At 66.4% G+C, this 26,758-nt stretch carries 25 protein-coding genes and 1 tRNA gene; 13 read left to right on the top strand and 13 right to left on the bottom strand.

What is annotated here, in order from left to right; genetic code table 11:
• Positions 1-44 precede the first annotated feature (44 nt).
• Positions 45-139 (top strand) — tRNA-Ser (locus ACWIVK_RS09540).
• A 1,898-nt stretch (positions 140-2,037) separates the two neighbouring features.
• Positions 2,038-2,175: a hypothetical protein gene (locus ACWIVK_RS09535; protein ID WP_448576426.1), complete on the top strand. Its 138-nt coding sequence runs from the start codon at positions 2,038-2,040 to the stop codon at positions 2,173-2,175.
• Positions 2,176-2,909: 734 nt separating this feature from the next.
• Here the strand turns inward: ACWIVK_RS09535 and dnaK are convergent.
• The 5 genes from dnaK to prfB form a co-directional block, all read right to left on the bottom strand.
• Positions 2,910-4,811: a molecular chaperone DnaK gene (gene dnaK, locus ACWIVK_RS09530; RefSeq protein WP_448576424.1), complete on the bottom strand. Its 1,902-nt coding sequence runs from the start codon at positions 4,809-4,811 to the stop codon at positions 2,910-2,912.
• A gap of 2 nt (positions 4,812-4,813) precedes the next feature.
• On the bottom strand, positions 4,814-5,467 hold the full coding sequence (locus ACWIVK_RS09525; protein WP_448576423.1) for a nucleotide exchange factor GrpE: 654 nt from the start codon (positions 5,465-5,467) through the stop codon (positions 4,814-4,816).
• 2 nt (positions 5,468-5,469) lie between these two features.
• Positions 5,470-6,516 carry a heat-inducible transcriptional repressor HrcA gene (hrcA, locus tag ACWIVK_RS09520; RefSeq protein ID WP_448576422.1) on the bottom strand — a complete coding sequence of 349 codons (1,047 nt, stop codon included), beginning with the start codon at positions 6,514-6,516 and terminating at the stop codon, positions 5,470-5,472.
• A gap of 170 nt (positions 6,517-6,686) precedes the next feature.
• The gene (locus ACWIVK_RS09515) at positions 6,687-7,862 is read right to left on the bottom strand and encodes a peptidase MA family metallohydrolase (protein WP_448576421.1); all 1,176 of its coding nucleotides are present in this window, start codon (positions 7,860-7,862) and stop codon (positions 6,687-6,689) included.
• Positions 7,831-8,956 (bottom strand): peptide chain release factor 2 gene (gene prfB, locus ACWIVK_RS09510; RefSeq protein ID WP_448576420.1). Its coding sequence is split into 2 segments (ribosomal slippage): positions 7,831-8,886 and positions 8,888-8,956, totalling 1,125 coding nucleotides; the frame shifts between segments, so codons are not numbered across the junction. The genes ACWIVK_RS09515 and prfB overlap by 32 nt, the downstream gene beginning before the upstream one ends.
• A gap of 186 nt (positions 8,957-9,142) precedes the next feature.
• Between prfB and ACWIVK_RS09505 the strand changes: the two genes are divergently transcribed.
• Positions 9,143-9,583, top strand: a complete 441-nt coding sequence (locus tag ACWIVK_RS09505) for an RrF2 family transcriptional regulator (protein ID WP_015922580.1) — start codon at positions 9,143-9,145, stop codon at positions 9,581-9,583.
• A 34-nt stretch (positions 9,584-9,617) separates the two neighbouring features.
• Positions 9,618-10,790, top strand: a complete 1,173-nt coding sequence (gene nifS / locus ACWIVK_RS09500) for a cysteine desulfurase NifS (protein ID WP_448576419.1) — start codon at positions 9,618-9,620, stop codon at positions 10,788-10,790.
• A gap of 866 nt (positions 10,791-11,656) precedes the next feature.
• Here nifS and scpB read toward each other — a convergent pair.
• The 8 genes from scpB to ACWIVK_RS09460 form a co-directional block, all read right to left on the bottom strand.
• A complete protein-coding gene (gene scpB, locus ACWIVK_RS09495) occupies positions 11,657-12,271 on the bottom strand; it encodes an SMC-Scp complex subunit ScpB (RefSeq protein WP_448576417.1) in 615 nt (204 codons plus the stop codon).
• Positions 12,258-12,977, bottom strand: coding sequence for a segregation and condensation protein A (locus ACWIVK_RS09490; RefSeq protein ID WP_448576416.1), 720 nt, complete (start codon positions 12,975-12,977; stop codon positions 12,258-12,260). The genes scpB and ACWIVK_RS09490 overlap by 14 nt, the downstream gene beginning before the upstream one ends.
• 13 nt (positions 12,978-12,990) lie before the next feature.
• On the bottom strand, positions 12,991-13,635 hold the full coding sequence (locus ACWIVK_RS09485; RefSeq protein WP_448576415.1) for a site-2 protease family protein: 645 nt from the start codon (positions 13,633-13,635) through the stop codon (positions 12,991-12,993).
• A 6-nt stretch (positions 13,636-13,641) separates the two neighbouring features.
• A complete protein-coding gene (locus tag ACWIVK_RS09480; RefSeq protein ID WP_448576414.1) occupies positions 13,642-14,676 on the bottom strand; it encodes an ABC transporter ATP-binding protein in 1,035 nt (344 codons plus the stop codon).
• Positions 14,666-15,691 (bottom strand): ABC transporter ATP-binding protein, encoded by a 1,026-nt coding sequence (locus ACWIVK_RS09475; protein ID WP_448576413.1) that lies wholly within the window; start codon positions 15,689-15,691, stop codon positions 14,666-14,668. Before ACWIVK_RS09475 ends, ACWIVK_RS09480 begins: the two co-directional genes overlap by 11 nt.
• A 191-nt stretch (positions 15,692-15,882) precedes the next feature.
• Complete coding sequence (locus tag ACWIVK_RS09470) at positions 15,883-17,607, bottom strand: ABC transporter substrate-binding protein (protein WP_448576412.1); 1,725 nt, start codon at positions 17,605-17,607, stop codon at positions 15,883-15,885.
• 74 nt (positions 17,608-17,681) lie between these two features.
• Complete coding sequence (locus ACWIVK_RS09465) at positions 17,682-18,632, bottom strand: branched-chain amino acid transaminase (protein ID WP_448576411.1); 951 nt, start codon at positions 18,630-18,632, stop codon at positions 17,682-17,684.
• A 38-nt stretch (positions 18,633-18,670) separates the two neighbouring features.
• Complete coding sequence (locus ACWIVK_RS09460) at positions 18,671-19,435, bottom strand: HpcH/HpaI aldolase family protein (RefSeq protein ID WP_448576409.1); 765 nt, start codon at positions 19,433-19,435, stop codon at positions 18,671-18,673.
• A gap of 149 nt (positions 19,436-19,584) precedes the next feature.
• On the opposite strand from ACWIVK_RS09460, the gene ACWIVK_RS09455 reads away from it, so the two are divergent.
• The 9 genes from ACWIVK_RS09455 (at position 19,585) to tatC (ending at position 26,752) form a co-directional block, all read left to right on the top strand.
• Positions 19,585-20,109 (top strand): YceD family protein, encoded by a 525-nt coding sequence (locus ACWIVK_RS09455; protein ID WP_448576407.1) that lies wholly within the window; start codon positions 19,585-19,587, stop codon positions 20,107-20,109.
• Between the two features lie 96 nt (positions 20,110-20,205).
• Positions 20,206-20,415, top strand: coding sequence for a 50S ribosomal protein L32 (gene rpmF, locus ACWIVK_RS09450; RefSeq protein WP_448576406.1), 210 nt, complete (start codon positions 20,206-20,208; stop codon positions 20,413-20,415).
• Positions 20,416-20,442: 27 nt separating this feature from the next.
• Positions 20,443-21,450, top strand: a complete 1,008-nt coding sequence (locus tag ACWIVK_RS09445) for a beta-ketoacyl-ACP synthase III (RefSeq protein ID WP_448576405.1) — start codon at positions 20,443-20,445, stop codon at positions 21,448-21,450.
• 4 nt (positions 21,451-21,454) lie between these two features.
• The gene (fabD, locus tag ACWIVK_RS09440; RefSeq protein ID WP_448576403.1) at positions 21,455-22,393 is read left to right on the top strand and encodes an ACP S-malonyltransferase; all 939 of its coding nucleotides are present in this window, start codon (positions 21,455-21,457) and stop codon (positions 22,391-22,393) included.
• Positions 22,390-23,139, top strand: coding sequence for a 3-oxoacyl-[acyl-carrier-protein] reductase (fabG, locus tag ACWIVK_RS09435; RefSeq protein WP_448576402.1), 750 nt, complete (start codon positions 22,390-22,392; stop codon positions 23,137-23,139). Before fabD ends, fabG begins: the two co-directional genes overlap by 4 nt.
• 5 nt (positions 23,140-23,144) lie before the next feature.
• A complete protein-coding gene (accC, locus tag ACWIVK_RS09430) occupies positions 23,145-24,497 on the top strand; it encodes an acetyl-CoA carboxylase biotin carboxylase subunit (RefSeq protein WP_448576401.1) in 1,353 nt (450 codons plus the stop codon).
• 78 nt (positions 24,498-24,575) lie between these two features.
• Positions 24,576-25,082, top strand: coding sequence for a transcription antitermination factor NusB (nusB, locus tag ACWIVK_RS09425; RefSeq protein WP_448576400.1), 507 nt, complete (start codon positions 24,576-24,578; stop codon positions 25,080-25,082).
• 543 nt (positions 25,083-25,625) lie between these two features.
• Positions 25,626-25,871, top strand: coding sequence for an acyl carrier protein (gene acpP, locus ACWIVK_RS09420; RefSeq protein ID WP_015922563.1), 246 nt, complete (start codon positions 25,626-25,628; stop codon positions 25,869-25,871).
• A 104-nt stretch (positions 25,872-25,975) separates the two neighbouring features.
• On the top strand, positions 25,976-26,752 hold the full coding sequence (gene tatC / locus ACWIVK_RS09415; RefSeq protein WP_448576399.1) for a twin-arginine translocase subunit TatC: 777 nt from the start codon (positions 25,976-25,978) through the stop codon (positions 26,750-26,752).
• The last annotated feature ends 6 nt before the right edge of the window (positions 26,753-26,758 follow it).

Below are 26,758 nucleotides of genomic sequence, written 5' to 3'. Positions count from 1 at the left end.
TCGGGGGTTCGAATCCCTCCCTCTCCGCCCAGGTGCTCGTAGACGGGAAGGTGCCTGAGAGGTCGAAAGGGGTCGCCTGCTAAGCGATTGGGGTGAGCAAAACTCGCCCCCGTGGGTTCGAATCCCACCCTTCCCGCCAGTGAGAAAAGTGGCATCGAAGTGAGTTCAGAGACGTGTTCGGTGTCACGGGCGAGTAACCGTGCCGAGTACTGTGTTGTGCTGACCTGTCCCCGCATCCGGAACAGCCCTTCCAGCCGTGGCCCAACGAGCGAGGCAGCGGTGCGAGACCGATGACGCTGGACGGGCCCCAGCGCTGACCACACCAGTGCCGCAACCCCCGTTTCCGGGCTTGCAACAGACCGAACCGACCGTCACCCCGACGCGCCAGCGCGCCGCGCGCCGGCGAAAGCCCGGACACAACGAACGCGCTCTTTTCCACCCGGGAGGCCAGTGGATCGTGAAGCTGGTCGCGACTGGGCGCGAGCGGGTGCGGGTACCCGATTCCCGCGCCGTCAGCGAAACAGGGCAGTGGGACCCGCGAGAGTCGACGCAGTCGATAGCTCGGTGAGGACAGGAAGGAAACTGTGCCGCTTTGGTTTCACAGCGGCGGTACGAGTCGCGGGTGCCTCGTGCATCCCGCCAGCCGGGTGGTCGGCGAGCGGTCAGCGATCAGGGTCACCGGGCCGTTTTCCCACCGCTGCGCGGGCCGAGTCGGACGGTCGGGTGCGCTCGCGGACACAGCCTCGTCAACCGGCTCGCCGAACGCGCTCGCGCTATCGGCGGCCCGGCGCGCTGGTCACTGGCTCATATGGCCGCGGGCGCGTCCCGCACCTCTGGCTGTTCCGTCGCCGACCGCTCACGCGAGGGGCCAGTCGCGCCCTGTCGGGGGGCCCCTGCCTGCCGAGCAGGGCGGACAGGTTCAGCTGGGTAGGGCTGCTGATCGGAAAGTCAGATCGTCGTCGATCGCACGGTGAGCGTGCGACACCCCAGGCGGCGGAGCGCTCGGGTCACGAAGGTCAGTTGGGCATCAGGCTACCGGCAGGCGCCGCGCGCCTCGGCTGCGCGTCTTCCGGGTTCCGTCACCAGCTGGATCGTGCGCGGCGCTCTGCCATGGGGAGATCGTCCTCATAGTGTGGTAGGCCGTCGCGACGCGGTCCCCCGACCGGCGGCTGTGCCTGCCGCCGCGATGTCGCCGGTAAAACGCCGACGTGCCGGAGTCAGGCGCCGCTTGGTCTGCTACCTTCAACGGCCCAGGCGAGTCCACCTCGGCCAGTCGCCTACGGTTGGGCTGTCCCAAGTACCGCAGGAGCGTACCGCGCAGTCGGTTCCCGGGTCTCCAGCCCGGCGGGCGAGGCAGCGCCTCGCCCCTACATGGGGGCGCTGTTCTCCGTTGCGGCTCGTGTGCGTTACGGCACGACTGTCCCCGACTGGTAGGGGTCAGGCGGTGCCTGACCCGCCGGCCCTGCCGGGCCGGTAAACCCATGCCGTTGGTCGCCGCGCTGCCGTTGCCGATATCGACGGGCCGGTGGCCACGATCGATTGCCGCGCCCCAGGCGCATTCGGGCGAGGCGGCGCCTCGCCTCTACACAAATGGGGCGCCGTATCGCAGGTTGGACATCTTTTTGTCACGGGTCAGCGGCCCGCCCATGTTGTAGGGCTCAGGCGGTTGCCTGACCCTCCGGCCCGGGAGGGCCGGGAATCCTCGACCGGTGTTGGAGGTGTGGTGTTGCCTGATTCGTCGACGCCCGGGATTCGTCGCCACGGTATTTGCCGCGCTGGCGCGCAGCGGGCGACGCAGCGCGTCGCCCCTACAAGGTTCGGTGACGCGTCCCTGGTCAGGCGTCCAGGTGCCTCGAACGGGCGGTGCTGGCCCGGTCTCGTCGGTATCAGGCGATGCCTAGACACGCCGGCCCGCGCGGGCTGGCGCACCTCGGTGCAACGCGATGGCCACGGCATGGCCCGGATGGTGGAACGGACAGGTGGTCGTGACAGCGACGCGGCGGGCGAGGCAGCGCCCTCGCCTCTACAAGGGGCACCATGCGCCGCTTTGCGTTCGAGAGCCTGTCCCGTGCCGATGCATATACCGACGCAGCGGCGGTCATCGAGCGCCCGACGATCCCGATTTTGTTGGGGTCGGGCGTGCCCGATCCGCCGGCCCGCGCGGGCTGGGGATGACCGCAGCGGTGGCCAGCGATATGTTCGTCACATAAAAACCGTGCTGCCGAGCGCTGGTCGGGGCCCGAGCGGTGGATGGACGCCGGTCCACCGTTCGATGGGACGGTGCCAAGCCGCAAGTGGGGCGGGCGAGGTAGCGCCTCGCCCCTACCGGTTTGGCCGGCGGTTGCTCGGTGCCGCCTCTACTTGTCTCGGTTGCGCAGTGTCGACATCGTGTCGTAGGGATCAGGCGGTTGCCTGACCCGCCGGTCCCCTGGGCCGGCAAAGAGACCGCGGCTGGTCGCCAGGGTGTCATGGCGACTGGCCGTGCGGGGAAAGGGGTCGCGGTCGATTGCCGTGCCGATGACGCGGCGGGCGACTCAGCGCATCGCCCCTACCGGGGTTGCCTGGCGTCGCCACGAGACGGCCTATGGTGCCATGGACGGGTGGCGGCCCCGTCCTGTAGGGGGCAGGCGATGCCTGGCCGGGTCCGGCAAGCCAGGGCAGGCGCGGTGGGCAACATGTTGCCCGGCTCGTTGACGCCGACGGTCGTGTGCCACGCGGTTTGCTGTGCTGTCGCGCGGCGGGGGAGGTGCTGCCTCGCCTCTACGGGTGGCGCTCATCAGCGGGCGGAGCCACCCTCACCCCCGCGGCCCTCTCTCCCACGCGACGCGGGAGAAGGGGCGCAGCCGAGCGGCGGGGGTGAGGGGTATACCGAGGTTACCCAGCCCGCACCGAGGGTGCGGGCTGCTCCCTCACACCTCGCGGTACTCGCCCTCGACCGTCTCCTCGCCGGGCGCGCCGCTCGTGCGCCCACCGCCGTCTGGCCCGGTGGAGGCTGTCGCGCCGGCCTGCTCGTACATGCGGGCGCCGACCTGGGAGAGGGTCCGCGCCAGCTCGTCGTAGGCCGGGCGCAGGCGTGCCGTGTTCATCGGGTCGCGCTCGACGATCTCGCGCACCGCCTGCATCTTGTTCTCGAGCTCCAGCTTGAGGTCGGAGGGGATGCGGTCCGAGAACTCGTTCAGCGTCTTCTCAGCTTGGTAGAGGAGCGCCTCGGCCTGGTTGCGCAGCTCGATCGCTTCCCGCTTGCGGCGGTCCTCCTCGGCATGCTCCTCCGCCTCGCGAATCATGCGCTGGATCTCTTCCTCGGTCAGGCCGGTCGAGGCCGTGATGGTGATCTTCTGCTCGCGACCGGTGGCCAGGTCACGCGCCGAGACGGTCAGGATGCCGTTGGCGTCGATGTCGAACGTCACCTCGATCTTCGGCACGCCACGCGGTGCCGGCGGGATCCCGTCCAGGATGAACCGACCGAGCGTCTTGTTGTCGGCCGCCATCGGCCGCTCGCCCTGCACGACGTGGATCTCCACCTGGGTCTGGTTGTCCGACGCCGTGGTGAAGATCTGGCTCTTGCGAGTCGGGATGGTCGTGTTGCGTGGGATGATCGGCGTCGCCACCCCACCCAGGGTCTCGATGGCCAGCGTCAGCGGCGTCACGTCGAGCAGCAGGACCTCCTTGACTTCACCAGCCAGGACGCCCGCCTGGATCGCCGCGCCGATCGCCACCACCTCGTCCGGGTTGATCCCCTTGTGCGGCTCCTTGCCGAAGAACTCCTGCACCTTGCGCTGAATGAGCGGCATCCGCGTCTGTCCGCCGACCAGCACGACCTCGTCGACGTCGCGCGGTGAGAGTCCCGCGTCCTTGAGCGCTTGCTCCATCGGCGGGATCGTCTTCTCCACGAGATCGGCGACCAGCTGCTCCAACTTGGAGCGTGTCAGTGTCTTGACCAGGTGCTTCGGCCCGGTGGCGTCCGCCGTGATGAAGGGCAGGTTGATCTCCGTCTGCTGCACGCTGGAGAGCTCGATCTTGGCTTTCTCGGCTGCTTCCTTCAGACGCTGCAAGGCCATCCGGTCCTGGCGCAGGTCGATGCCGGTCTCGCGCTTGAACTCGTCGCAGAGCCAGTCGATGATCCGCTGGTCGAAGTCGTCGCCACCCAGGTGGGTGTCGCCGTTAGTGGCCAGGACCTGGAAGACCCCCTCCGAGATGTCGAGGATCGAGATGTCGTAGGTCCCACCGCCCAGGTCGTAGACCGCCACCTTCTCCTCGCCCTTCTTGTCCAGCCCGTAGGCGAGGGCCGAGGCGGTCGGCTCGTTGATGATGCGGAGCACTTCCAGCCCGGCGATCCGACCGGCGTCCTTGGTCGCGTTCCGCTGGCTGTCGTCGAAGTAGGCCGGCACGGTGATCACCGCCTTGTCGACCTTCTCGCCCAGGTAGGCCTCGGCGTCCTGCTTGAGCTTTTGCAGGATCATGGCCGAGATCTCCTGCGGCGTGTACCAGCGGTCACCCATCTTGACCTCGACGCCGCCGTTCTGGGCGCGTCGGACTTGGTAGGGTACCAGCTTGATGGTGCGCTGCACTTCGGGGTCGTCGAAGCGGCGACCCATGAAGCGCTTGATCGAATAGATCGTGTTCTCCGGATTGGTGATGGCCTGGCGCTTGGCGAAGCGGCCGACCAGTCGCTCGCCGGTCGGGGTGATCGCCACGACCGACGGCGTCAGTCGCTCTCCCTCGGCATTGGGGATCACGACCGGTTCACCGCCTTCGATCACTGCCATCACCGAGTTCGTGGTTCCCAAGTCGATTCCGATGACCCGTCCCATGGTTACTCCTCACCTCGCTTTCCGTCCGTCGTCGTTTCTGCCGGCATTTCCGGTGGACTCGCGCGACGCTCGACCCGGACCAGTGCCGGGCGCAGCACCCGCCCCCGCAAGCGGTACCCGCGCCGGATCTCTTCGACCACCACATGGTGCGGTCCTTCGCCGCTGACCGCCACTGCCTCGTGTTCCTCGGGTGAGAACGGCTTGCCGACCGCCTCGATCGGCTGGACTCCCTCGGCTTCCAGCACGCTCCAGAGCTTGCGCTCGATCAGGAGCAGCCCCTGTACCCACGGGGAGTCGACGACGTCCGGCGGCAGGTGGGCGATCGCCAGATGGAAGTCGTCGAGGACCGGCAGGAGCTTGGCGATGAGCTCCATGTGTGCAAGGTGCTTGAACTCTTCCAGTTCCTGCTCCACCCGGCGCTTGTAGTTCAGGAACTCGGCGCGCGCCCGCCGCGCCTGGTCCAGATACTCTTCGCTGAGCTGCTTGAGGTGCTCGATTTCCTGCCGCAACGCTTCCACCTCGTCAGCCGGGCCGAGCGGTGGCGGCTGCACCTCTTCTGGTGTCGCCACTTCGCTGGCCACCGGCACTGGCTCGGCTGCCTCGGCGACCCGCTCGCTTGCCTGCACCTGTTCCATCGGTTCTGGTCGCTCGTCCATGCTCATCCTCCCTCCCGATCCGGCCCACCGGAGAGTTCGCTCATCAACTCGGAAACGACTGAAGCTAGGAAGCGCACCGCCGCCACGGCGCGTGCGTAAGCCATCCGCTGCGGACCGAGCACGCCCAGCCAGCCGGTGCTCTCCACTCCCGAGCGATAGGCGGTGAGGACAAGGCTGAACGGGCGCAGCTCGTGCAGCGCCAGGTCCGAGCCGATCAGCACGCGCACTTCCTCGCTCGGATCCAGCCGCGGCAGGAGCCAAGTCAAGAGCATGCCACCACGGAGCACCTCCAGCAAAATGTGCGCCAGATTCGCCTGGGCGAACTCCGGCTGCCGGATGACGTGTTCCAGCCCTTCGGCATAGAGCTCCGAGCGCTGCTGGTGCTCGATGAAGTGCAGCGCCTCGGCGATGCGCTGGAGGACGAGCGCCGCGATCGGTTCGGCACCCTCTGCTCGTCGCTCGATCGCCGCGCGGTCCAGCCAGCGCAACTCCGGATTGAGGCGCTGGCTGAGCGTGCTCAGTTCGTCCTGCTCCAGCGGTCGCGGCAGCTCGAGCAGTGACTGGTGGATCGCCCCCGATTGCGTCACCAGGACGAGCAGCACCACGCGCCGGCGCAGGCTGATCAGCTCGAAGTGGCGCAGACGCTCCACGCGGGCGCGCGGCGGCGTCACCAGCCCGACGTTGCCGCTCGTCTCCGCGAGCACCGAGGCCGCCAGCTTGAGCCAGCTCGGAACCTGCTGCTCGACTTGTCGGAACTGATGCCGGATCATCAGCTGCTCTTCCGGCGTGAGCTGGCTCTCCTCCATCAAGTGCTGGACGTAATAGCGCAACCCGTGCTCGGTGGGGACGCGCCCCGCCGAGGTGTGCGGGTGGGCGAGGAAGTCCAGCGCCTCCAGCACGCTCATGTCGTTACGCACTGTGGCCGGGCTCACGCCGAGCGACGCGCGTTCGACCAGCGCCTTCGAGCCTACCGCGCGGCCCGAGCGCAGGTATTCCTCGACCACGTGACGCAGGATCTGTCGCTGTCGTTCGGTCAACTGCACGCTCATCGCACCTCGCTTAGCACTCGCTCCCACCGAGTGCTAGCCTACGGCAAGGATAAGCCTTGCTACGAATCGTGTCAAGGTCGAGGCGAGGGAAAGGGCCGGCTGGCCGATCTGGGCCTCGGTGGTGGTCCGGCGCACGGAGGCCGGCTCCTGGGCCAGGTCCGGCTGGCGCGCTAGCGGAGTACGATGCCGGCCGCGCTCACCGGGAGAAGCGGACTGGCCGCGCGCGGCTCCGCTGAGCGGGTGCGGGAGGCGCGCTGGGCGAGCCAGGCCCGCCATGCGCGGTCCAGTCGGTCGACGTCGATCCCGAGGCTTCGGGTGAGCGCCTCGTCGTCGCTTATCCCATCGCGATAGGCCGCGAGCAGCCGAGCGATCCCCTCCTCGCCGTAGGTCGTCAGCAGGTAATCGACGACGCTCCGGCTCGCCGCATAGCCGAGCAGGGCTGCCTCCGGATCGGTCCCGAAGCTCGCGCTCAGGGCCCGGAGCGAGGGGAGCGTCCCCGATCGGCGAGCGCGTTCCAGTGCAGCGTCCAGCCACGGCTCGGCCACTTCTTGATACCGCGTCGCCAAGCCCTCGTCGAGCCAGGATGGTGGAGTGCCGAAGGGGTTCTCGGTCGCCTGCGCGACGATCAGGTGCACGACCTCGTGACTGAGAAGACGCGCCAGTTCCTCAGCTGCGCCCACTCCGGGCACCACGCCCCCTAGCACGAGCCGGTACTGTGGGATGGCGACACCACCGATCCATTCCTCGCTCTGGAGCGGCAAGGCGGTCCGCAGTGCCTCCGGTGACGGGTAGAGGACGATCCGCACGGGGCCAGAGAGCGCGAGGCCGAAGCGCTGGCTGAAGAGACTGATCGCGCGCTCGCTCACCGTGAGCGCGGTCTCGACGTAATCGGGGTCGGCCACGGCGCTGAACAGTTGGACCGGTCCGCGGCTCCGCTCGACCCATCGGTAGCGCGTATCGCGATACGCCAATCGCTGCTCCGGTGATTCGACGACCCTGCCGTCAGCCAGGACGAGCCGCCAACGATAGGCGACGTCGATGAACGGCGGTAGGTAGTTGACGCGCATATCGCGCGCGTAGCGCAGCGTGATGGTGGTTCCTGGTTCCACCGGTGGACGGGCGACGAAGGTGACTGCGCCGTCGACCGGCCGGTAGCGGAGTTCCACCCGCTCGATCGGCTGCTCGGCCGTGGCGACCAGCGTGAAGACGATCCGCTCGGGAAACGCGACGACCGCACCGAGGTCCTGGAACTGGACCCGCGGTGCGGCTAGGCTCGCGCTCGGGCCGAGCGCCAGGAACGCGAGGAGCAGGAGACTAGCGATCGCTCGCCGCAGTCGTCTCCTCACCCTCGGCTGCCTGCTGGTGCAAGTAAGCCTCGATGAACGGATCGATTTCCCCTTCCAGGACTGCCTGGATGTTCGGCGTGCTGACCTCGGTGCGGTGGTCGGTGACCATCGTATACGGGTGCAGGACGTAGGAGCGGATCCGGTTCCCCCACCCGGTCACCACCGGCTTCCCCTTGAGGCGGGCCTGCTCTTCCTGGCGCTGCCGGATCTTCAGCTCCAGGAGGCGCGCCTTGAGGATCTTCATCGCCGTCTCGCGGTTCTGGATCTGCGAGCGCTCGTTCTGGCAGGTGACCACGATCCCGGTCGGCAGGTGCGTAATGCGCACGGCCGATTCGGTCTTGTTGACGTGCTGGCCACCGTGTCCGGAAGCGCGGAAGGTATCGATGCGGATATCCTCGTCGCGGATCTCGACGTCGTCATCTTCCTCGACGAGCGGCAGGACCTCGACGAGCGCGAACGAGGTATGTCGCCGGTGCGCGGCATCGAACGGGGAGAGTCGCACCAGGCGGTGCGTCCCGGCCTCACCCTTCAAGTAGCCGTAGGCATAGGGGCCGCGCACCTCGACGGTTGCGCTCTTGATGCCCGCCTCTTCCCCCTCCAGGAGATCGACGACTTCGGCCGCGAAGCCGACCCGCTGTGCCCAGCGCAGGTACATGCGCAGGAGCATCTCGGCCCAGTCCTGGGCGTCGACCCCGCCGGTTCCGGCATGGACTGCCAGGATGGCGTCGTGCCCGTCATACTGGCCGGTGAGGAGCAAGCGCAGCTCCAACTGCCGGACCCGCTCGGCGAGTTCCGTTGCCTCCTGCTCGACCTGCCCCGCCAGCTCCAGGTCGTCGCTCGCCAGCGCGCGCAATTCGAGGAGATCGCGTGCTTGCTGGGAGAGCGTCTCCCATTCCTGGACGAGGTCGCGCAACTGGCTCAGGCGCCGGAGCAGCGATTGGGCGCGCTGCGGGTCCTGCCAGAGGTCCGGATCAGCGGCCTCGTGCTCCAGCTGCTCGATCTGCCGACGCTTGCTGGGCAGGTCAAAGACGCACCCCGATCCGATCGAGCCGCTCGACCAGTTCTTCCAAATCGATGAGCATCGGCTGTGCCATCGTCCACCACCTCCCACGGAAAAGCGGCTGGCCACATGGCCAGCCTCTGCTCCAGTATAGCAGAAACACCATCCGGTTGACGAATCCCGAGCGGTGCGGTAAGGTAAAAGCGCGGGGCGAGAATCATTCTCAGCTGCGAGGAAGTCGCAGGTCGTCTCGCCTGCTTCCAGCGATAGGACACGAGCCATGAAGGTTTCGACGCGTGGCGAGTACGGATTGCGAGCGATGGTTTCGCTGGCCCGCATGTACGGGCGCGGCCCCATGCCGTTGAGCGTCATCGCGCAGGACTCGGCCGTGCCGCTGGCGTACTTGGAGCAGCTCATGCTGCCGTTGCGTCGGGCCGGGCTCGTCGTGTCCACCCGCGGCGCCCATGGGGGCTACGAGTTGGCTCGCCCACCCGAGCAGGTGAAGGTCGGCGAGATCTACCGCGTGATGGAAGGGCCGATCGCTCCCATGGACTGCGTGCGCGAGGACGCCGACGAGGATATCTGCCCGATGATCGACGGTTGTGCGACGCGGATCGTCTGGCTCAAGCTGCGCGACAGCATCGTCGAGGTCTTGGACTCTACGACGCTGGCCGATCTGATCAGTCACGCACCGCGTCCACGCGCCGAGCAGCCGGTCTGATGCCGGACGCGGTCGTCGATACTGGGAGGGATGCGTGAACCGAACCGAGATCTACCTCGATCATGCGGCGACCACCCCGGTCGATCCCCGCGTGCTCGAGGCGATGCTCCCCTTTTTTACCGAACGATTCGGGAATCCCTCGAGCATCTACGCGGCGGGGCGCGAGGCCCGCGCCGCGCTCGATCAGGCGCGTGCCCGCATCGCTCGTCTCCTCAACTGCCAAGCACGCGAGATCGTCTTCACCAGCGGCGGCACCGAGAGCGATAACCTCGCCATCAAAGGTGTCGCGTTCTGGCACCTCGTGAACGGGCGCGGTCGGCACATCGTGACCACCGCTTTCGAGCACCATGCTGTTCTCCACAGCGCTGAGTACCTCGAGCGGTTCGGCTTCCACGTCACCTACGTCGCACCGGACGCGGATGGGATCGTCCAGCCGGAAGCGATCGAGGCAGCGCTCCGTCCGGATACCATTCTCGTTTCCGTGATGTACGCCAACAACGAGATCGGCACGATCCAGCCGATCCGCGAGATCGCCCACTTGTGCCGCGAGCGCGGCATCACCGTCCACACCGATGCCGTCCAGGCAGCTGGCACGTTGCCACTCGATGTCGAGGAGCTCGGTGTCGACCTGCTTTCCATCAGTGCCCATAAGTTCTACGGACCGAAGGGTGTCGGATTGCTCTACGTGCGCAGCGGGACGCCCATCCTCTGGCAGCAGCATGGCGGTGCGCAGGAGAGCAACCGGCGCGCGGGCACGGAGAACGTCCCCGGCATTATCGGCATGGCGCGAGCGCTCGAGCTAGCGTACGAGGAACTCGACGAGCGCAACGCGCATGTCCAGGCGCTGCGCGACCGGTTGATCGAGGGGATTCTCCAGCGCATCCCGGACAGTCGCCTGAACGGGCACCGCCACCAACGGCTGCCCAACAATGTCAACGTGACCTTCGCCGGCGTCGATGGCGAGACGTTGCTCTTGAACCTCGACCTGCACGGGATCGCCGCCTCCTCTGGATCGGCCTGCACGACCGGTTCTACGGAGCCGAGCCACGTTTTGCTCGCCATCGGCCTGACGCCCGAGCAAGCCCGCAGTAGCGTGCGCCTCACGCTCGGCAAGGACAATAGCGCGAGCCAAATCGAGCGGACGCTCGACGTGCTCGAGGAAACGGTCGCCCGGCTGCGCAGGCTGGCTGGCGCACGGATGCGCTAGTCTCCGAGCGACGAGTCCCATCGCCTCCCCATCAGGCGGCTACGTGCTGCGCCCCAGTCCTGGACGGCACCCCGCCGATGTCGGCCGACGTCGCTGCGATGATCGGGCGGTGCCCTAGTCCGGGAGGGGTCAGACGGTGCCTCGTCCCGATAGGATGGGCCGATGCGTCGGCGGTGCGGCGGACACCCGCCCGAGGCGGGCGGCACGGCTGCCGCCTGTAGGGGTCAGACGCTGCCTGACCCGCCGACCCGGAGGGCCGGGAATCATGTCGCGACCGGTCGGCGGGGTGGCATTCCGATCATTGCTGGCCGGTGTGTGCCGAGGGTTGGCCGCGCCGAATGGCCTGGCCGGGCGACGCAGCGCGTCGCCCCTACAGGGGTATGCCATGCGTCCCCGGTCGGGCATTCGTGTGTGACGGGTGGGCGCAATTCCCGTTTGGTAGGGGTCAGGCAGTGCCTGTCCCGCTGGCCCGGAGGGCGGCAAACCCGTACCGATGGTTAGTGCAGTGTCGTTGTCGATCGCCGTGCGGGCAGCCGGCCGCGAGGAATTGCCGTGCCCGTGGTGCGGCGGGCGAGGCAGCGCCTCGCCCCTACACGGGTGGTCCGGCGCTGCATCGCTGGTCGGCCAGTTATGCGCCATGCTTTGGCGCCACCGCCCCCGTTTTGTAGGGGTCAGGCGGTGCCTGACCCGCCGGCCCGGAGGGCCGGCAAACGACACCGTCGCCGATCGCCTGTGTGCGGTCGCGGTCACCGCGGGGCAACGGCCACGGTATTCGGCGCGACGCCATTGCGGCCAGCGACACCGCCCGTCGTTCCGACGGTGCCGGTGAGGCGTCCCCGCGGGAGGGCGCGTTCCGTGGGGAAGGGTCACAGTCGGGCAGTGGCCGACCTCGTGGCGGCTCTGTCGCCGGTTACCCGGCGGGTCGAGCTGGCCGGTGCGCGCTCCGTCTCGCGCCGCCGTTCAGCCAGGAGGGTCGCTAACTCGTCCGGCAACGGTGGAAGCGCCTCCAGGCTCGGGAGGCCGAATCGCTCGAGGAAGAGCGGGGTGGTTCCGTATTCGACCGGTTGCCCAGGCGTCGGTCGTCGGCCGCGCGGCTCGACCAGCCCGTAGGCGAGCAACGTCTGGAGCGCCGCGCTCGAGTCGACGCCTCGCACGGTATCGATTTCGGCTCGCGTGACCGGTTGCAGGTAGGCGACGATCGCCAAGGTCTCCAGTGCGGCCGGCGAGAGGCGTCCCGTTTCGCCGCCTATCAGCTGCGCGATCAGCGGCCCATGTTCGGCCGCCGTGGCCAACTGCACCGTGTCGCCGTGTGCGAGCAGCATCAGTCCTAGTTCAGCTGCACGCTCGGCCAGTTCGTGCAGCGTGGCTTCCAGTTCCTCCGCTGTGCATTCGAGGAGGGCAGCCAGTCGCTCGCGTGCAACCGGCTCCCCGGCCGCGAAGAGGAGCGCGCCGAGCGCGGCGACGCGATCAGTGCGAGCCATGGTCGTCCCTCCGCTCTACCCAGATCTCGCCGAACGGTTCTGGCTGTTCGAGCGTGACCACTCGTCGCCGGGCCAGGACGAGGAGCGCCAGGAGCCCGACCACTACTTCCGGTCGAGTCGGCCGCGCGCCTAAAAGTTCGCGGAACTTGCGACGCCCGGCGAGTCGCTCGCGGATGCGGGCCATCATCGCGGTGAGCGAGATGACCGGTGTCCAGCGGAGGGGCAGTGCCGCGGGGCGCTGCCGTCGCGCCCAGCGCGCAAGTGCACGCTGCAACTGGGCCGGGTCGCCGGTCGGGGCAGTGCGCGGCGCACGCGGGAGGGCAGGCCGCGTCCAGCAGCGGAGCCCCGCGTTTGCCCGTGCCTGCAGCCATACCGCCGCGTCCCGGAAGGCGCGATACCGTTCCAGCTCTTGGACGAGTGACTGAGCGTCCTCGTCCGCGACCTCGTGGTGCGGGAGGAGGGCTCGCGCTTTGAGCACGGTCAAGCGGCTGGCGACGACCAGGAAGTCGGCGAGAAGTTCGGGCTGGTGCGCTTCCAGCGTCTCCAGGGCAGCCAGGAACTGCTCGGTCACAGCGCGGAGCGAGACCGCGGTGATGGGCAGCTGCCGCGACTCGACCAGTTGCAGCAGGAGATCCAGCGGCCCACTGAATGGCCCAGCACTGACCGGAACGTCCCGCAATCGCGTGGAGGGAAAGATCAGGCGCATGCTGTCCTCGAACTCAGAGTGGTGCCCCGCCGACCACGAGCCGGAACAGCAGGCGATAGACGGGCAGGTACATCGCGGCGAGGATGCTGCCACCCAGACTGCCGAAGACGATCAGGACCAGCAAGATCCCGACGCCGTAGCGCTCGAGCGGTGCCAGGACCGGGTACCAGAAGGCTGGCAGCAGCCCGAGCAGGATCTTCAAGCCGTCGAGCGGCGGGATCGGGATGAGATTGAACGCCGCGAGCAATAGGTTCACCAGGATGAGGCGCTGCACGAACAGCGTCACCTGTTCAGGTGCTGCCGGGAGACCGAACCGGTAGGGAAGCGCGAAGCCGATGGCGATGATCACGTTGGAAAGTGGTCCGGCCAGCGCCGTCAACGCCATCCCGCGATGCCCCCAGCGCAAGCGATTGGGGTTGACCGGTACGGGTCTCCCCCAGCCGATGCCGAAGCCCAAAAAGACGATCATCAAGAGACCGATCGAGCCGATCGGATCGAGGTGCGCCAGCGGGTTCAGCGTCACCCGGCCTTGACGCGCAGCCGTGTCGTCACCTAAACGCAAGGCGGTCCACGCGTGCGCGAACTCGTGGACCGTGATGGCGATCACGAAGGCGACGAGCGTGGCGAGGATCGTTTGTGGGTCGAGTCGTCCCAGCACGGCGCGTTACGGCGTGCAGCCAGGATAGAGGTGGCAGGCGACGAAGTGACCACCACCCTGATCGACGAACCGCGGCTCGACCTTGGCGCAGACGTCCATGGCGTACGGGCAGCGCGTATGGAACCGGCAGCCGCTCGGCGGGTTGATCGGGCTGGGGACGTCGCCCGTCAGAATGATCCGCTCGCGCTTCTTTTCGATCTTGGGATCCGGAATCGGGACTGCGCTCAACAGTGCCTTGGTGTAGGGATGCAGCGGATCATCGTAGAGCGCATTGCGGTCCGCGAGCTCGACGATCTTGCCGAGGTACATGACGGCGACCCGGTCCGAGATGTGCCGCACCACGCTCAGATCGTGCGCGATGAAGAGATAGGTGAGATGGAACTTCTCTTGCAGCTCCTCGAGCAGGTTGATGATCTGGGCTTGGATCGAGACGTCGAGCGCCGAGACCGGCTCGTCGGCCACGATGAACTCCGGATTGGCCGCCAGGGCACGGGCGATACCGATCCGTTGCCGCTGCCCACCGGAGAACTCGTGCGGGTAGCGGTTGGCGAAGTAGGGGTTGAGTCCGACGACCTCGAGGAGTTCCTGGACTCGCTGGTTCCGTTGTTCCTTGGGGACGAGATTGTGGATCTGCATCGGCTCGGCGATGATGCTCCCGACCGTCATGCGCGGGTTGAGCGAGGCGTAGGGGTCTTGGAAGATCATCTGCATGTGCCGGCGCATTTTGCGCATCTCACCCGGCGGCAGCTTGGTCAGGTCGACGCCGTTGAAGAGCACTTCCCCCGCCGTCGGCTTGTAGAGCTGGAGGATCGCCCGACCGGTCGTGCTCTTGCCGCAGCCGCTCTCTCCCACTAGCCCGAGCGTTTCGCCCCGAAAGATCTGGAACGAGATATCGTCGACCGCCTTCACCCAGCCGATGCGTCGCTGCAAGATGATCCCCCGGGTGAGCGGGAAGTACATCTTGAGGTTGCGGACATCGAGCAGGACTTCCCGATCGCGCCGACCGCTCGTCGTCGGTGCCGGACGCAGTTCAGTTGCCATCGTCAGCCCTCACCTCTCCGTGCCGTCGTGGACCAGCGAGCGACACCTCTTCCCAATACCAGCAAGCTGATCGGTGTACCGGGTTCACGTCGAAGAGCGGCGGATTCTTCTCGCTGCACTTCTCCCGCGCGAAATCGCAACGCGGGACGAAGGGGCACATGTCGGGCAAATCGATCAAGTCCGGGGGAAGTCCGCGGATCGGATTGAGTCGTTCCTTGCGCGGCGCGTCCAGCCGCGGGATCGAATTCAACAAGCCGACTGTGTAGGGATGCTTCGGGTTCTCGAACAGTTCCTCGGTCGGCGCTGTCTCCACGATGTGACCGGCGTACATCACGTTGATCCGGTCGGTCATGCCGGCGACGACGCCGAGGTCGTGGGTGATCAAGATGAGCGCCGTGTTGTGCTCGCGCTGCAGCGTGCGGATCAAGTCGAGGATCTGGGCTTGGATCGTCACGTCCAGGGCGGTCGTGGGCTCGTCGGCGATGAGCAGGGACGGGTTGCAGGAGAGCGCCATCGCGATCATCACGCGCTGGCGCATCCCGCCTGAGAACTGGTGAGGATACTGATCCACCCGTTGCTCGGCGTTGGGGATGCCGACCATCTTGAGGAGTTCGATGGCCCGCTGCCGTGCCTGCTGCTTGCTCATCCCAAGATGGAGTTCCAAGGCCTCGCTGATCTGCCGGTTGATCGTCAAGACGGGGTTGAGCGAAGTCATCGGATCCTGGAAGATCATCGCGATCTTCCGGCCGCGGATCGACCGCACCTCGTCGTCGCTCATCTTCAGGATGTCTTCGCCCTCGAAAATGATCTCGCCGCTGACGATTTTGCCCGGCGGGCTGGGGATCAAGCGCATGATGGAGAGTGCCGTGATGCTCTTGCCACATCCGCTTTCCCCGACGAGCCCCAGTGTCTCACCGGGCATCAAGTGGAACGACACCCCATCGACCGCCTTGACGACGCCATCCTGGGTGAAGAACTGGGTACGCAAGTCGCGTACCTCGAGCAGCGGTTCCATCGTGCCTCCTTACATCCACCTGGCTCGTCGAACGCTCACACGCCGGAATCCCGCTCGCTGCGGCTACGCGCCCAGTCTACCGGTTCTGCCCTACACCGTCAACAGGAGGCGACGAATCCGGCCGGTCTCGCTGCCTGCGTCAGCCAGGCCGCACGGGCTGAGCCCGAAACCGGGCGCAGTCGCTTCTCGTTTCAACTCCCAGTTCGGAGCCGCCACTGCTCGATCCCGGTTCGGGTCCGCACGACCAGCGCATCGAGCACCGGAATGTCTAGCTGCTCCGACCGCACCACGATCACATCGGGATAGACGAGCGGCAACATGGGCAAGTCGCTCAGGACGAGCTGCTCGATCTCCCGGTACAGCGCGGTGCGCTGCTGGCGATCCGTGGTGGCGATCGCCTCCACCAGCTTCTGGTCGACTTCCGGGTCGAGATAATGGCCGAAATTGAGGCCATCGAAGAACGAGTCGCTGGACCAGACCGCGCTCTGGTCGGGATCGACATCCCACAGAATACCGATCAACAAGGCATCGAAGTCGCGCTCCTGCGTCGCGCGTCGTCGGACCTCGGCCCAGGACCGGAGTTCCAGTTCCACGTCGACACCCAGGGCGCGCCATTGCTGTTGCAGGAGTTCGGCCACTGCTCGGCGACTCGGGTCCGCACCGGTCGCCAGCAGGCGGAAGTGCAGCCGTTGCCCCTCCCGGGTGCGCACTCCGTCGTCTCCCGGCACCCATCCCGCCTCACTCAGCAGACGCTGCGCCTCCTCCGGATCGTAGGGGTAGCGGCTGGCCGGCTCACCGGCAGCCCAGGAAGCCGGTGGTTGGAGCCCTTCGGCGACACGCGCGCGTCCGCCCCAGACGGTCTCGACGAGCGCAGCCCGATCGGTTCCGAGCAAGAGTGCCCGGCGTACCCGTTCGTCAGCGAACAACTTGCTCTTGGCTGGATCCAGCTGGAGCGCGACGACGACCAGCTCGTAGCCTGGCAGCCGATCGATCGTCACCCCATCGATCGTGGGGAGACGGCCCGCCTGTGCGGCATCGATCACCGCCCAGTCGATCGTGCCCTCGCGCAGGCCTCGTTCCAATTCCTCGAGCGTGCTCACGATCCGATATGTGTACTGGGGCACCTGCGGGGCACCGCGGTAATAGTCCGGATTGGCCCGAAAGGTGAGCGAGACACCGCGCAGCCACTGAGTCAGAATGAAGGGGCCCGTGCCGACTGCGGAGGAGAGTCCGAAGGGATCGGTCACCAGCTGCTGTGGCAGCACCGTTCCCAGGACATGCTCAGGCACGATCCCGAGCGTCCCCAAAACCGGCAAGAACGAGGCATCGGGACGGATCAGCGTGATCCGCACCGTCCGGCTATCGACCAGCTCGACCGCTTTGATGCGCTCGGCGAGTCGCGAGTAGCGCGGGGAGCGCACCTCGGGGTCGAGCATCCGCTGGTAGGTGAAGACGACATCGTTGGCCGTCAGTGGCTGGCCATCGTGCCAGCGCACCCCCTCGCGCAGCCGAAAGGTGTAAGTCGTCCCATCGCGGCTCACCTCCCACGACTCTGCGAGGGCGGGAACCGGCTCGGCGGTCTTGGGATCGAGCGTGACTAGTCCGTCGAAGACGAGCCGGCTCAAGGTATCGGAGAGTGGATCAGCCACGAAGAGCGGATTGAGGGTGCGGGGTTCCTCGAAGCCAGCCTCGACGATTCCGCGGCCGGACACGCTCGCTGGTGCAGCTTCGCTGGCCGTCGCGGTCGCGTCGGGCACGACGGGTCCCGGAGCGACCGGAGCGACGGTGGTCGGGGCCGAGACCGGCGCACTCGTTTCGGTCGGAGGAGAAGCCGGCTGCGGTGTGGGGCGCGCGCGACAGCCGATGGCGACCGTGCAGGCGAGGACGATGCTGACGATCCAGAGACTCCGGTGCACGCTCCGCTCCGCTCAGGCGTCCATCGCGCGGCGACCGTACCGGGTATCCGGGCTCCCGAGGTATCTGCGGCGGATCAACGGGCCCCCGCTTGGCGGGCGACCGCCACGCGCGTCAGATAGTGCCGGTACGGCGTGTCCTCACCGCGCACTACGGCCAGATACAGCTGCTGCAAGCGTGCCGTGATCGGGCCGATCTCGCCCGTCCCAACGGTGCGCCCATCGATGTTCCCGATCGGTGAGATCTGGACACCAGTACCGCAGAGGAACGCCTCGTCGCAGATATAGAGCTCGCTCCGATCGATCTCCCGCACTTCGACCGGGATTCCCAGGTCGTGCGCGAACTCCAAGATCGTTCGCCGCGTGATCCCTTCCAGGATGTCGGCTGTCACCGGCGTGGTGATGAGCGTACCGTTGCGGACGATGAACAGATTGGCTGCGCTCCCTTCCGCCACTTTGCCGTGATGATTGAGCATGATGGCATCGTCGAATCCGCACTCCATCGCTTGGTCCTTGGCGAAGGCGGAATTGACGTATGCACCGCAGACCTTGGCCCGGCTGGGAATGACGACATCGACCGTCCGCATCCAGGAGGTGGTCATCAAGCGGATCGGGTGGGTGATGGGCAGGTACTCCTGCATCGGCAGCATGTAGATGGCCAGTTCGTCCCGCACTCCCTTGAGCTTGGGACCGATCTCCAGATCCGCCTTGTAGACGAAGGGACGGATGTAGACATCGGTGCGTGGGGCATTTTGCCGCACCAGTTCGACGATCAGTTCGCCGAGCGACTCGGCGTCGTAGGGCAGTTCTGCTCGGAGGAGGCGGGCCGATTGGAGCAGGCGACGGGTGTGATCCGGCAGGCGGAAAATATTGATCGTCTGTCCGTCGCGGTCGAGATAGCCGCGGATACCAGCGAAGACTCCCGTCCCGTACTGGAGCGCATGCGTCGCGATACTGACCTTCGCCTCCTGGATCGGCACGAAGCGCCCCTCGAAGAACGCGATCGGCAAGAGTTCTGTCCCAGCCATCGCTCGAGCCTCCCGTCCGTAATCCTCTACCTGCCTCCTCAGGCTCGCGCGCTGACCGCGGCGAGCATGGAACGCGCTCCTGCTGCGAGCAGCGCGGTCGTGTTGGTCGCCAGCATGCGGAAGCCGCGCTCCAGCTGGCGTTGCGCCAGTTCAGCGGTCGGCGCGGTCGTCCCCAGCGGCAGACGACCGTCGATGCGCCGCACGATGTCGTCGATCACTGCTTGCACCTCGGGATGGAATTGCTGCCCCGGATAGCCCATCGACTGCGCGAGATCGTTCGGGCCGACGAAGAGGACATCGATACCGGGTACAGCTAGGTATTCCTCCAGCCGCTCGAGCACCGCGATATGCTCGATCTGGACGATGACGAGCGTTTCCTCGTTGGCATGCTGGACGTATTCGTTCAGCGGCATCGTCAAGCCGAAGTTCGCGGCCCGCACCCCGGCGACACCCCGACGACCCTGTGGGTAGTAGCGGCATGCTTCCACGACAGCGGCTGCTTCCTCTGGGGTGTTGACCTGCGGAACCATCACGCCAGCGGCACCGAGATCGAGATAGCGAAGGATGACTTGCCGGTGATTGAGCGGGACGCGGACAATCGGGACTGTCCCGGCGACCTCGGCGGCCAAGACCATGTGGTACGCTGTCTCCTCGGTGATGCGGCCATGCTCGGCATCGAGCAAGACGAAGTCGAAGCCGAGGTAGCCGCAAATCTCCGCCAACTCCGGGGAGGGGTAGGGGATGAAGCAGCCGATGACCGCCTCGCCCGCCTGGAGTCGCCGTTTCACTCGATTCTCCCGCATCTCCGCGCTCCTCGTTGCCCAGCGGGCCCGCGCGGGCATTCTACCCCGTGGAGCGCAGACGGGGGAAGCCCTTTTGGGTATTCTCGGACGTGCCTGTTACACTTAAGGAGTTGCGCATCCCCCGAGGGGCGCGACCGGAGGACTGTCCCATGCGCATCAGGCACCTCGAGAACGATACCATCATCAACGTCTCCCAACTCCTCAAGGCACCGGTCGGTACCGAGCGATACTTCACCGTCCATCTCGATCGGCTCGTGCTGGACAGCGACCTCGAAGCGCGCGATCTTGCCGCCTCGGTGCGCTTGCTGCGGACCTCCAACGGCATCCTAGCGACTGGTCAGCTCCATGTCACGGCGCACCAGACCTGTGTCCGCTGCCTCACCGAGTTCGACGGCCGGTACAGCGAGAGCTTCGAAGCCGAGTTCTGGCCGACTGTCGATATCCTCACCGGTCTCCCCCTCCCACCTCCACCGGACGAGGATATCTTTACGATCGACAAGAACCATCACCTCGATTTGCAGGAAATGCTTCGTCAGTATGCGATCCTGGCTATCCCCCTTTACCCGGTCTGTGGTCCCCAGTGCCCTGGGCCAGAGTCGCTCTGGCAGCGTGAGGAAGAGGTGATCGACGCACGACTGGCTGTCCTGCAGTCGCTCCTTGACGAACGAGCGTGATTGTGCGACAACTTGCAGTCAGCATGGAGCGACCTCCTCGCGGAGGGATTTCGACATGCACCGAGTCGTCGAACGAGATATGGAAGGATCGACCTGATGGGCGCTGTACCGAAGCACAAAGTCAGCAAGCGGCGACAAGGATTCCGCGCCGCACACCAGTACATCGACGTGCCGCCACTCACGACCTGCCGGACCTGCGGTCAGAAGCATCGCACCCATTACGTTTGCCCACACTGCGGTCACTACCGCGGTCGCCTCGTTCTGGATGTCCAGAAGAAAAAGCGGCAGCGACGTCCCGAGGCTTGACGGCGCTGCAGGGCAGGGGGCAGCGCGATGGCGTACCGTGCCGCGATCACCGGGTGGGGTGCCTACGTCCCAGCCCAGGTGCTGACCAATGCTGACCTCGAACGCATGGTCGCGACTTCCGACGAGTGGATCGTCACGCGGACCGGTATCCGCGAGCGCCGCATCGCGGGCCCCGACGAGACGACCGTGCAGATGGCCACGGCCGCAGCACAACGTGCACTGGAGACGGCCCAGCTCGATCCGCAGCGACTCGACCTGGTCATCGTCGCGACCACGACACCCGATTACTTGATGCCAGCCACTGGGTCGCTGGTCCAGGCAGCACTGGGAGCCACCCGAGCTGGGGCCTTCGACTTGGTTGCCGCCTGTTCGGGCTTCGTCTACGCGCTCGGTGTCGGTGCCCAGTTCATCATGGCCGGAACCGCTCGCGCGGTGCTGGTGATCGGCGTCGATGCGCTCACTCGCTGGCTCGACTTCACCGACCGGACGACCTGTGTCCTCTTCGGTGACGGCGCCGGGGCCGTGGTGCTAGAAGCGAGCCATGCCGACGAGGGTGTCCTGTCCACCGTGCTCGGGTCGGACGGCACCGGCGCTCTCCATCTGTATCTCGAAGGCTTTCCCGATCTCCTTCGCGCGAACGGCACGGTCGCACCCAGGCGACCGGTCATCCGCATGGCTGGGCGCGAGGTGTTCCGCTTTTCGGTGCGGATCATCGGTGAAGCTGCCCTGGAGGCAGTGGCGCGAGCTGGACTCTCGCTCGAGGACGTGGATCTCCTGATCCCGCACCAGGCGAACCGGCGGATCATCGAGGCAGCGGTCGAGCGTCTCGGTCTGCCCTGGGAGAAGGTCTGGGTCAATCTCGACCGTTACGGGAACACGTCGGCCGCATCGGTGCCGATCGGACTGGCCGAGGCCGCAGACAAGGGTGCTCTCCGTCCGGGGATGAACGTCGTTCTGGTCGCCTTCGGCGCCGGACTCGCCTGGGCCGCCAGCGTCGTCCGCTGGGGTGCGCGTGGTGTTCAACGCGGAGGATGAGTGCATGCAGGATGCCTGGGTCTTCCCCGGACAGGGATCCCAATGGGTGGGCATGGGTCGTGACCTAGCCGGCGAGGATGCGCTCGCTCGGGCAGTCTTCGCAGAAGCGGATGCGGTGCTCGGCTTCCCGCTTTCGCGCATCGTCTTCGAGGGGCCGGAGGAGGAGCTCGCCGCGACGCGCAATCAGCAGCCTGCGCTCCTCGCCACCAGCATCGCGTACCTCCGTGTGCTCGAGGCACGCGGGTCGCTTCCGGAACCGTGCGTCGTCGCTGGCCACTCACTGGGCGAATACACGGCCTTGGTGGCAGTGGGCAGCCTGACGCTGGCCGATGCCCTGCGGCTCGTCCGCCGCCGCGGTGAACTCATGGAAACCTACGGGCGCGGTGGGATGCTTGCGGTCATCGGCCTGGACCGCACGCGGCTGGCCGCCATCGCTGGCGAGGCCGGCGTCGAGTTGGCCAACGAGAACGCTCCCAACCAACTGACGCTGAGTGGGCCGGACGAGGCCCTCGAGCGCGCAGCCGAACTCGCCCGCGCTGCGGGTGCGCGGCGTGTCGTCCGTTTGCCGGTCAACGCTGCTTTCCATTCTCGTTGGATGCGGCCGGTCGCCGATGCGCTCGCCCTCGAATTGGCGAATGTTCCGATTCGATCGCCCAGAGCGCCGCTGATCGCCTGCTCGGATGCGCGCGTGCTCACCGATCCTGAGGATCTGCGCCGCGAGCTCATCGAGCAGATCGTGGCACCGGTTCGCTGGGTTGCCGTCGTGCAGCGTGCGCTCGATCTCGGCATCGCGCACTTCTGGGAGATCGGTCCCGGCCAGGTTCTGAGCGGCTTGATCCGGCGCATTGCACCCACTGCCGAGACTACTACGGCTGAACAGCTCCTGCGCGCGGAGAATGGCTCGCTCGTCCGGCACCAGCGGGTGGGGAAGGAGGAGCGATGAGCGGGGAACGGGGAGCAGCGATCGTGACCGGTGCCGTTCGTGGGATCGGTCGTGCGACCGCGCTGCGGTTGGCCCGAGACGGCTTCAAGGTCGTCGTCAATTACCGCGGCGACGAGACGCTGGCACAGGCGCTCGTCGAGGACATTCAGGCAGCTGGCGGAACCGCCATCGCTTTCCGAGCCGACGTGACGGACCCAGAACAAGTGGGCGCGATGGTACAGGCGGCCATCGACCAGTTCGGTCGCTTGGATGCGCTCGTCAACAATGCGGGGATCACGCGCGATACGCTCCTCTTGCGGATGCGGGACGAGGACTGGCATGCCGTCCTCGAGACCAACTTGACGAGCGTCTTCTATTGCTGCCGAGCGGCCCTGCGGCCGATGCTGCGCCAGCGCTATGGACGTATCGTCAATCTCTCCTCCGTATCTGGGCTCATCGGGAACATCGGGCAGACCAACTACGCTGCGGCTAAGGCCGGTATCATCGGCTTCAGCAAGGCGCTCGCTCGCGAAGTGGCGAGCCGCGGCATCACCGTCAACGTCGTCGCTCCCGGATTCATTGAGACGCGCCTTACCGAAGCCTTACCGGCCGAGCTCCAGCAAAAGCTCCTCGAGCAGATTCCGATGGGCTTTTACGGCACACCGGAGGATGTCGCCGAGGCGATCGCCTTCCTCGTCTCGCCGGGCGCACGGTACATCACGGGAGCCGTCCTGGCAGTCGACGGCGGGCTCACCATGGCATCGTGAGCGGCATGATCCGCAAGGTCCTCATCGCCAACCGAGGCGAGATCGCGCTCCGCGTCCTCCGCGCTTGCCGGGAACTGGGTATTCCGGCTGTCGTCGCCTACTCGGAGGCTGACCGAGAATCGTTGCCGGTGCGTTTGGCCGACGAAGCGATCTGTATCGGGCCGGCGCCAGCTGAGCGGAGCTACAACCATATTCCCGCCATCATCAGTGCGGCGATCGTCACCGGCTGCGATGCCCTCCACCCTGGATACGGTTTTTTGGCCGAGAACGCGCTCCTGGCCGAGATCTGCGAGGAATGCGGGATCACCTTCATCGGGCCTCGACCGCAGACGCTCCGTGCGCTCGGTGACAAGGCCGAAGCGCGTCGCCTCATGCAGCGTGCTGGGCTCCCGATCGTCCCGGGCAGCGAGGCGCCCGTTCGCGATGCGAGCGAAGCCCGGCGCATCGCGCGCCAGCTGGGCTATCCCGTTCTCGTCAAGGCTGCGGCCGGTGGCGGCGGACGCGGTATGCGGATCGTGCGGGAGGAGCGCGAGCTCGCCACGGCTCTCCCAGTCGCTCAGCAGGAGGCGCAGGCAGCCTTCGGCGATCCCTCCGTCTATCTGGAACGCTACCTGGAGCGGCCACGGCACGTCGAAGTGCAGATTTTGGCCGATCAGCACGGGAACATCGTCGCGGTCGGTGAGCGTGACTGCTCCATCCAGCGCCGGTACCAGAAACTGATCGAAGAGGCCCCCGCACCCGATTTGCCAGCGAAGGTGCGCGAGGCGCTCCACGAGGCTGCTGTGCGCGGTGCACGGGCGGTCGGTTACGTCGGTGCTGGCACCTTCGAGTTCCTGGTCGATCGGGAAGGCCGCTTCTACTTCACCGAAGCCAATGCGCGTCTCCAGGTCGAGCATCCAGTCACCGAAGTCGTGACCGGCCTCGATCTCGTCCAGTGGCAGTTGGCCATCGCGGCCGGCGAGCGTCTCGAGCTGCGTGAGCGCGATTGCGCGCCCCGAGGGCATGCCATCGAAGTGCGCGTCACGGCCGAGGATCCCGACCGCGACTTCGCGCCGCGTCCTGGCCGCATCGAGCAATTGATCTGGCCAGGTGGCCCCGGAATCCGCGTCGACTCGCATGCCTACGCTGGCTACGTCGTCCCGCCGCACTACGACTCGCTCTTGGGCAAGGTGATCGCCTGGGGACTCGATCGGGTACAAGCGATCGAGCGACTCGACCGCGCTCTCCGCGAGACGGTCATCAGCGGCGTGCCAACTCCGATCCCGCTTTTCCGTCGCATCCTGCAGCACCCGGATTTCCGGGCTAGTCGGCACACGACGACCTTCCTGGCCGAGTACCTCGCCAGCCAGCAGGGCTGAGCAGGGTACAATCGATCCGTGGGGACTGCTCGGTAGTCCTTTCGATGGTGCTATGGTTCCGCTCGCCACGAGGATCCCATGGACTCGGTTCCGATCGCGATCACGATCGAGCATGCCGTCATTTCGCCGGAGCGACGAGGGAACCAAAAGGAACTGGACATGTCACTCGCGCGAATCCGACGCCAAGCACGCATCCTGGCTCTGCAGATCCTGTACGAGGTCGATGTCGCCAATCACCCCCTGGAGGAGGTGCTCGAGCGGCAGCGCAGCCAGGCGAGCGTTGCCCAGCCGGTGCGCCGTTATGCGGAGCGACTCGTGACCGGTGTATGGGCCGATCGCGAGCGGATCGACCGGATGATCGCTGAGGCAGCACCGGCTTTCCCGATCGACCAGCTTCCGCCAGTCGATCGCAACATCCTCCGCATCGCGATCTACGAGCTGTTGCACGAGCCGGATGTCCCTTTGAAGGCTGCCATCAACGAAGCCGTCGAAATCGCGAAACAGTATGGCGGCGAGAGTTCCAGCCGTTTCGTCAACGGAGTACTGGGAACGATCGCTGCCAATCTGGCATCCTCGGGAAGCTGACTCGCTGCCGCGAACCGCTGTGGGTTGCGAGCCCCGACCTGGCGGTAGGGCCGACACCGGGGTGATCGTCCCGTAGCGCGTTGTGCGCGATTTCCGTTGACGCGGCACGTTGCTACCCGCGCTCGGCCTCCGCGAGTGGGAAGGCACCCGGTCCAGCAGGCATTTCCCGTGGCCGTGCCAGGCCGGACCAGCCGACCGCGTGCCCGGCCGCGACAGCGTACTGGGCGGTCGGTGTGATCAGTCGAACGAGGGAGTGGGTCGAGCGCTCACCGAGACACTCCCGAGCGGGCAGATGGCCAATGGCCGACCTAAGGGGTCGAGTCGGGCACCGACTGGTGCGCGATCGCTCAGCGTTCCGCAGTACCAGCTCGTGTGCCTGAGATTACTGGAGGTCGCAACCTGCACGGATGGCGATCGAGGAGCGGCGATCGTTGGCGCGTGCACTGGTGCCGATCACTTGCATAGGAGGGCGCGTTCAGTCATACTACCGGGGAAAGCTGGATACCCGCGGGTCAGGATTCGGTCGCTGGGGAGGTGGTTCGCGTGTCGTCGTCGATTTTGGAGCGGGTGCAGGCCGTCGTGGCCGAGCAGCTCGGTGTCGATCCGAGCGAGGTGACTCCGGATGCCGAATTCGTCAAGGATCTCAACGCTGATTCGCTGGACCTCGTCGAGCTGATCATGCAGCTCGAGGAAGAGTTCGGCATCGAGATTTCGGACGAAGAGGCAGCCAACATCGTCACCGTGCGTGACGCGATCAACTTCATCGAGGAGCACCTCGGCAAGCAGTGACGGCGAGCTGACGTGGCAGAGACAGGCGCGGGACTCGTCGTGCCCGCGCCTGTCTGTTACGCTTAGCGTGCGAACGGAGCGCGCAGCGGAGCAGCGAGGGAACCATGGTCAGCCTTCTCGATCGTGTCCGCGGTCAGCCGGCGCCGCAGCCGAACGAGCCCGAACCCGAACCGGAAGAGTTCTACAAAGAGATGACGCTGCAGGAGCACCTGGAAGAGCTCCGGATGCGGCTCATCTACGCCTTGCTCGCTGTCGCTGTCGGCTTCGTCGTCGGTTTGGCGCTCGCCTTTCCGACGATGCGGCTCATCATTCGGATGTCCGGGATCGAGCGCCTCTACGCGATCACCCCGACCGAGTCGTTCATTACCTACACCAAGGTCGCGCTCTATCTCGGCATCGGTTTTGCCATGCCGATGATCGTGTATCAGCTCGTCCGCTTCCTGGCCCCCGGCTTGACGCGCAAGGAAAAGCGTTACTTGTACCGTGCTCTGCCGTTCGTGTCCATCATGTTCGTCGCCGGTGTGGTTTTCGCCTTCTTCGTCCTCGTGCCGCGCGCCTTGAGCTTCCTGTCGCATTTCGGTGGCAGCGTCTTCGAGGCCCAGTTCCGGGCCGAAGAAGTGGTCTCCTTCTATATGACGCTCCTGCTGTGGGTCGGGGTCGTCTTCGAACTTCCCGTGGTGATCTTCATCCTGGCCAAGCTCGGTATCGTCTCTGCCAAGCGACTGGCCTCGCTGCGCAAGTTCGCCATTCTGATCATCGCGGTGGCCGCAGCCCTGATCACGCCGACGCCGGATCCCTTCAACATGTTCCTCGTCGCCGCCCCGATGTACTTTCTCTACGAGCTCGGTGTGCTGTTGGCTCGCTTCGCCAAGCCGGTGTGAGGTGTC

This window comes from Thermomicrobium sp., from assembly GCF_053493975.1.
Note: the sequence above shows the minus strand (reverse complement) of the source record. Positions and strands in the feature narration are given on the sequence as shown.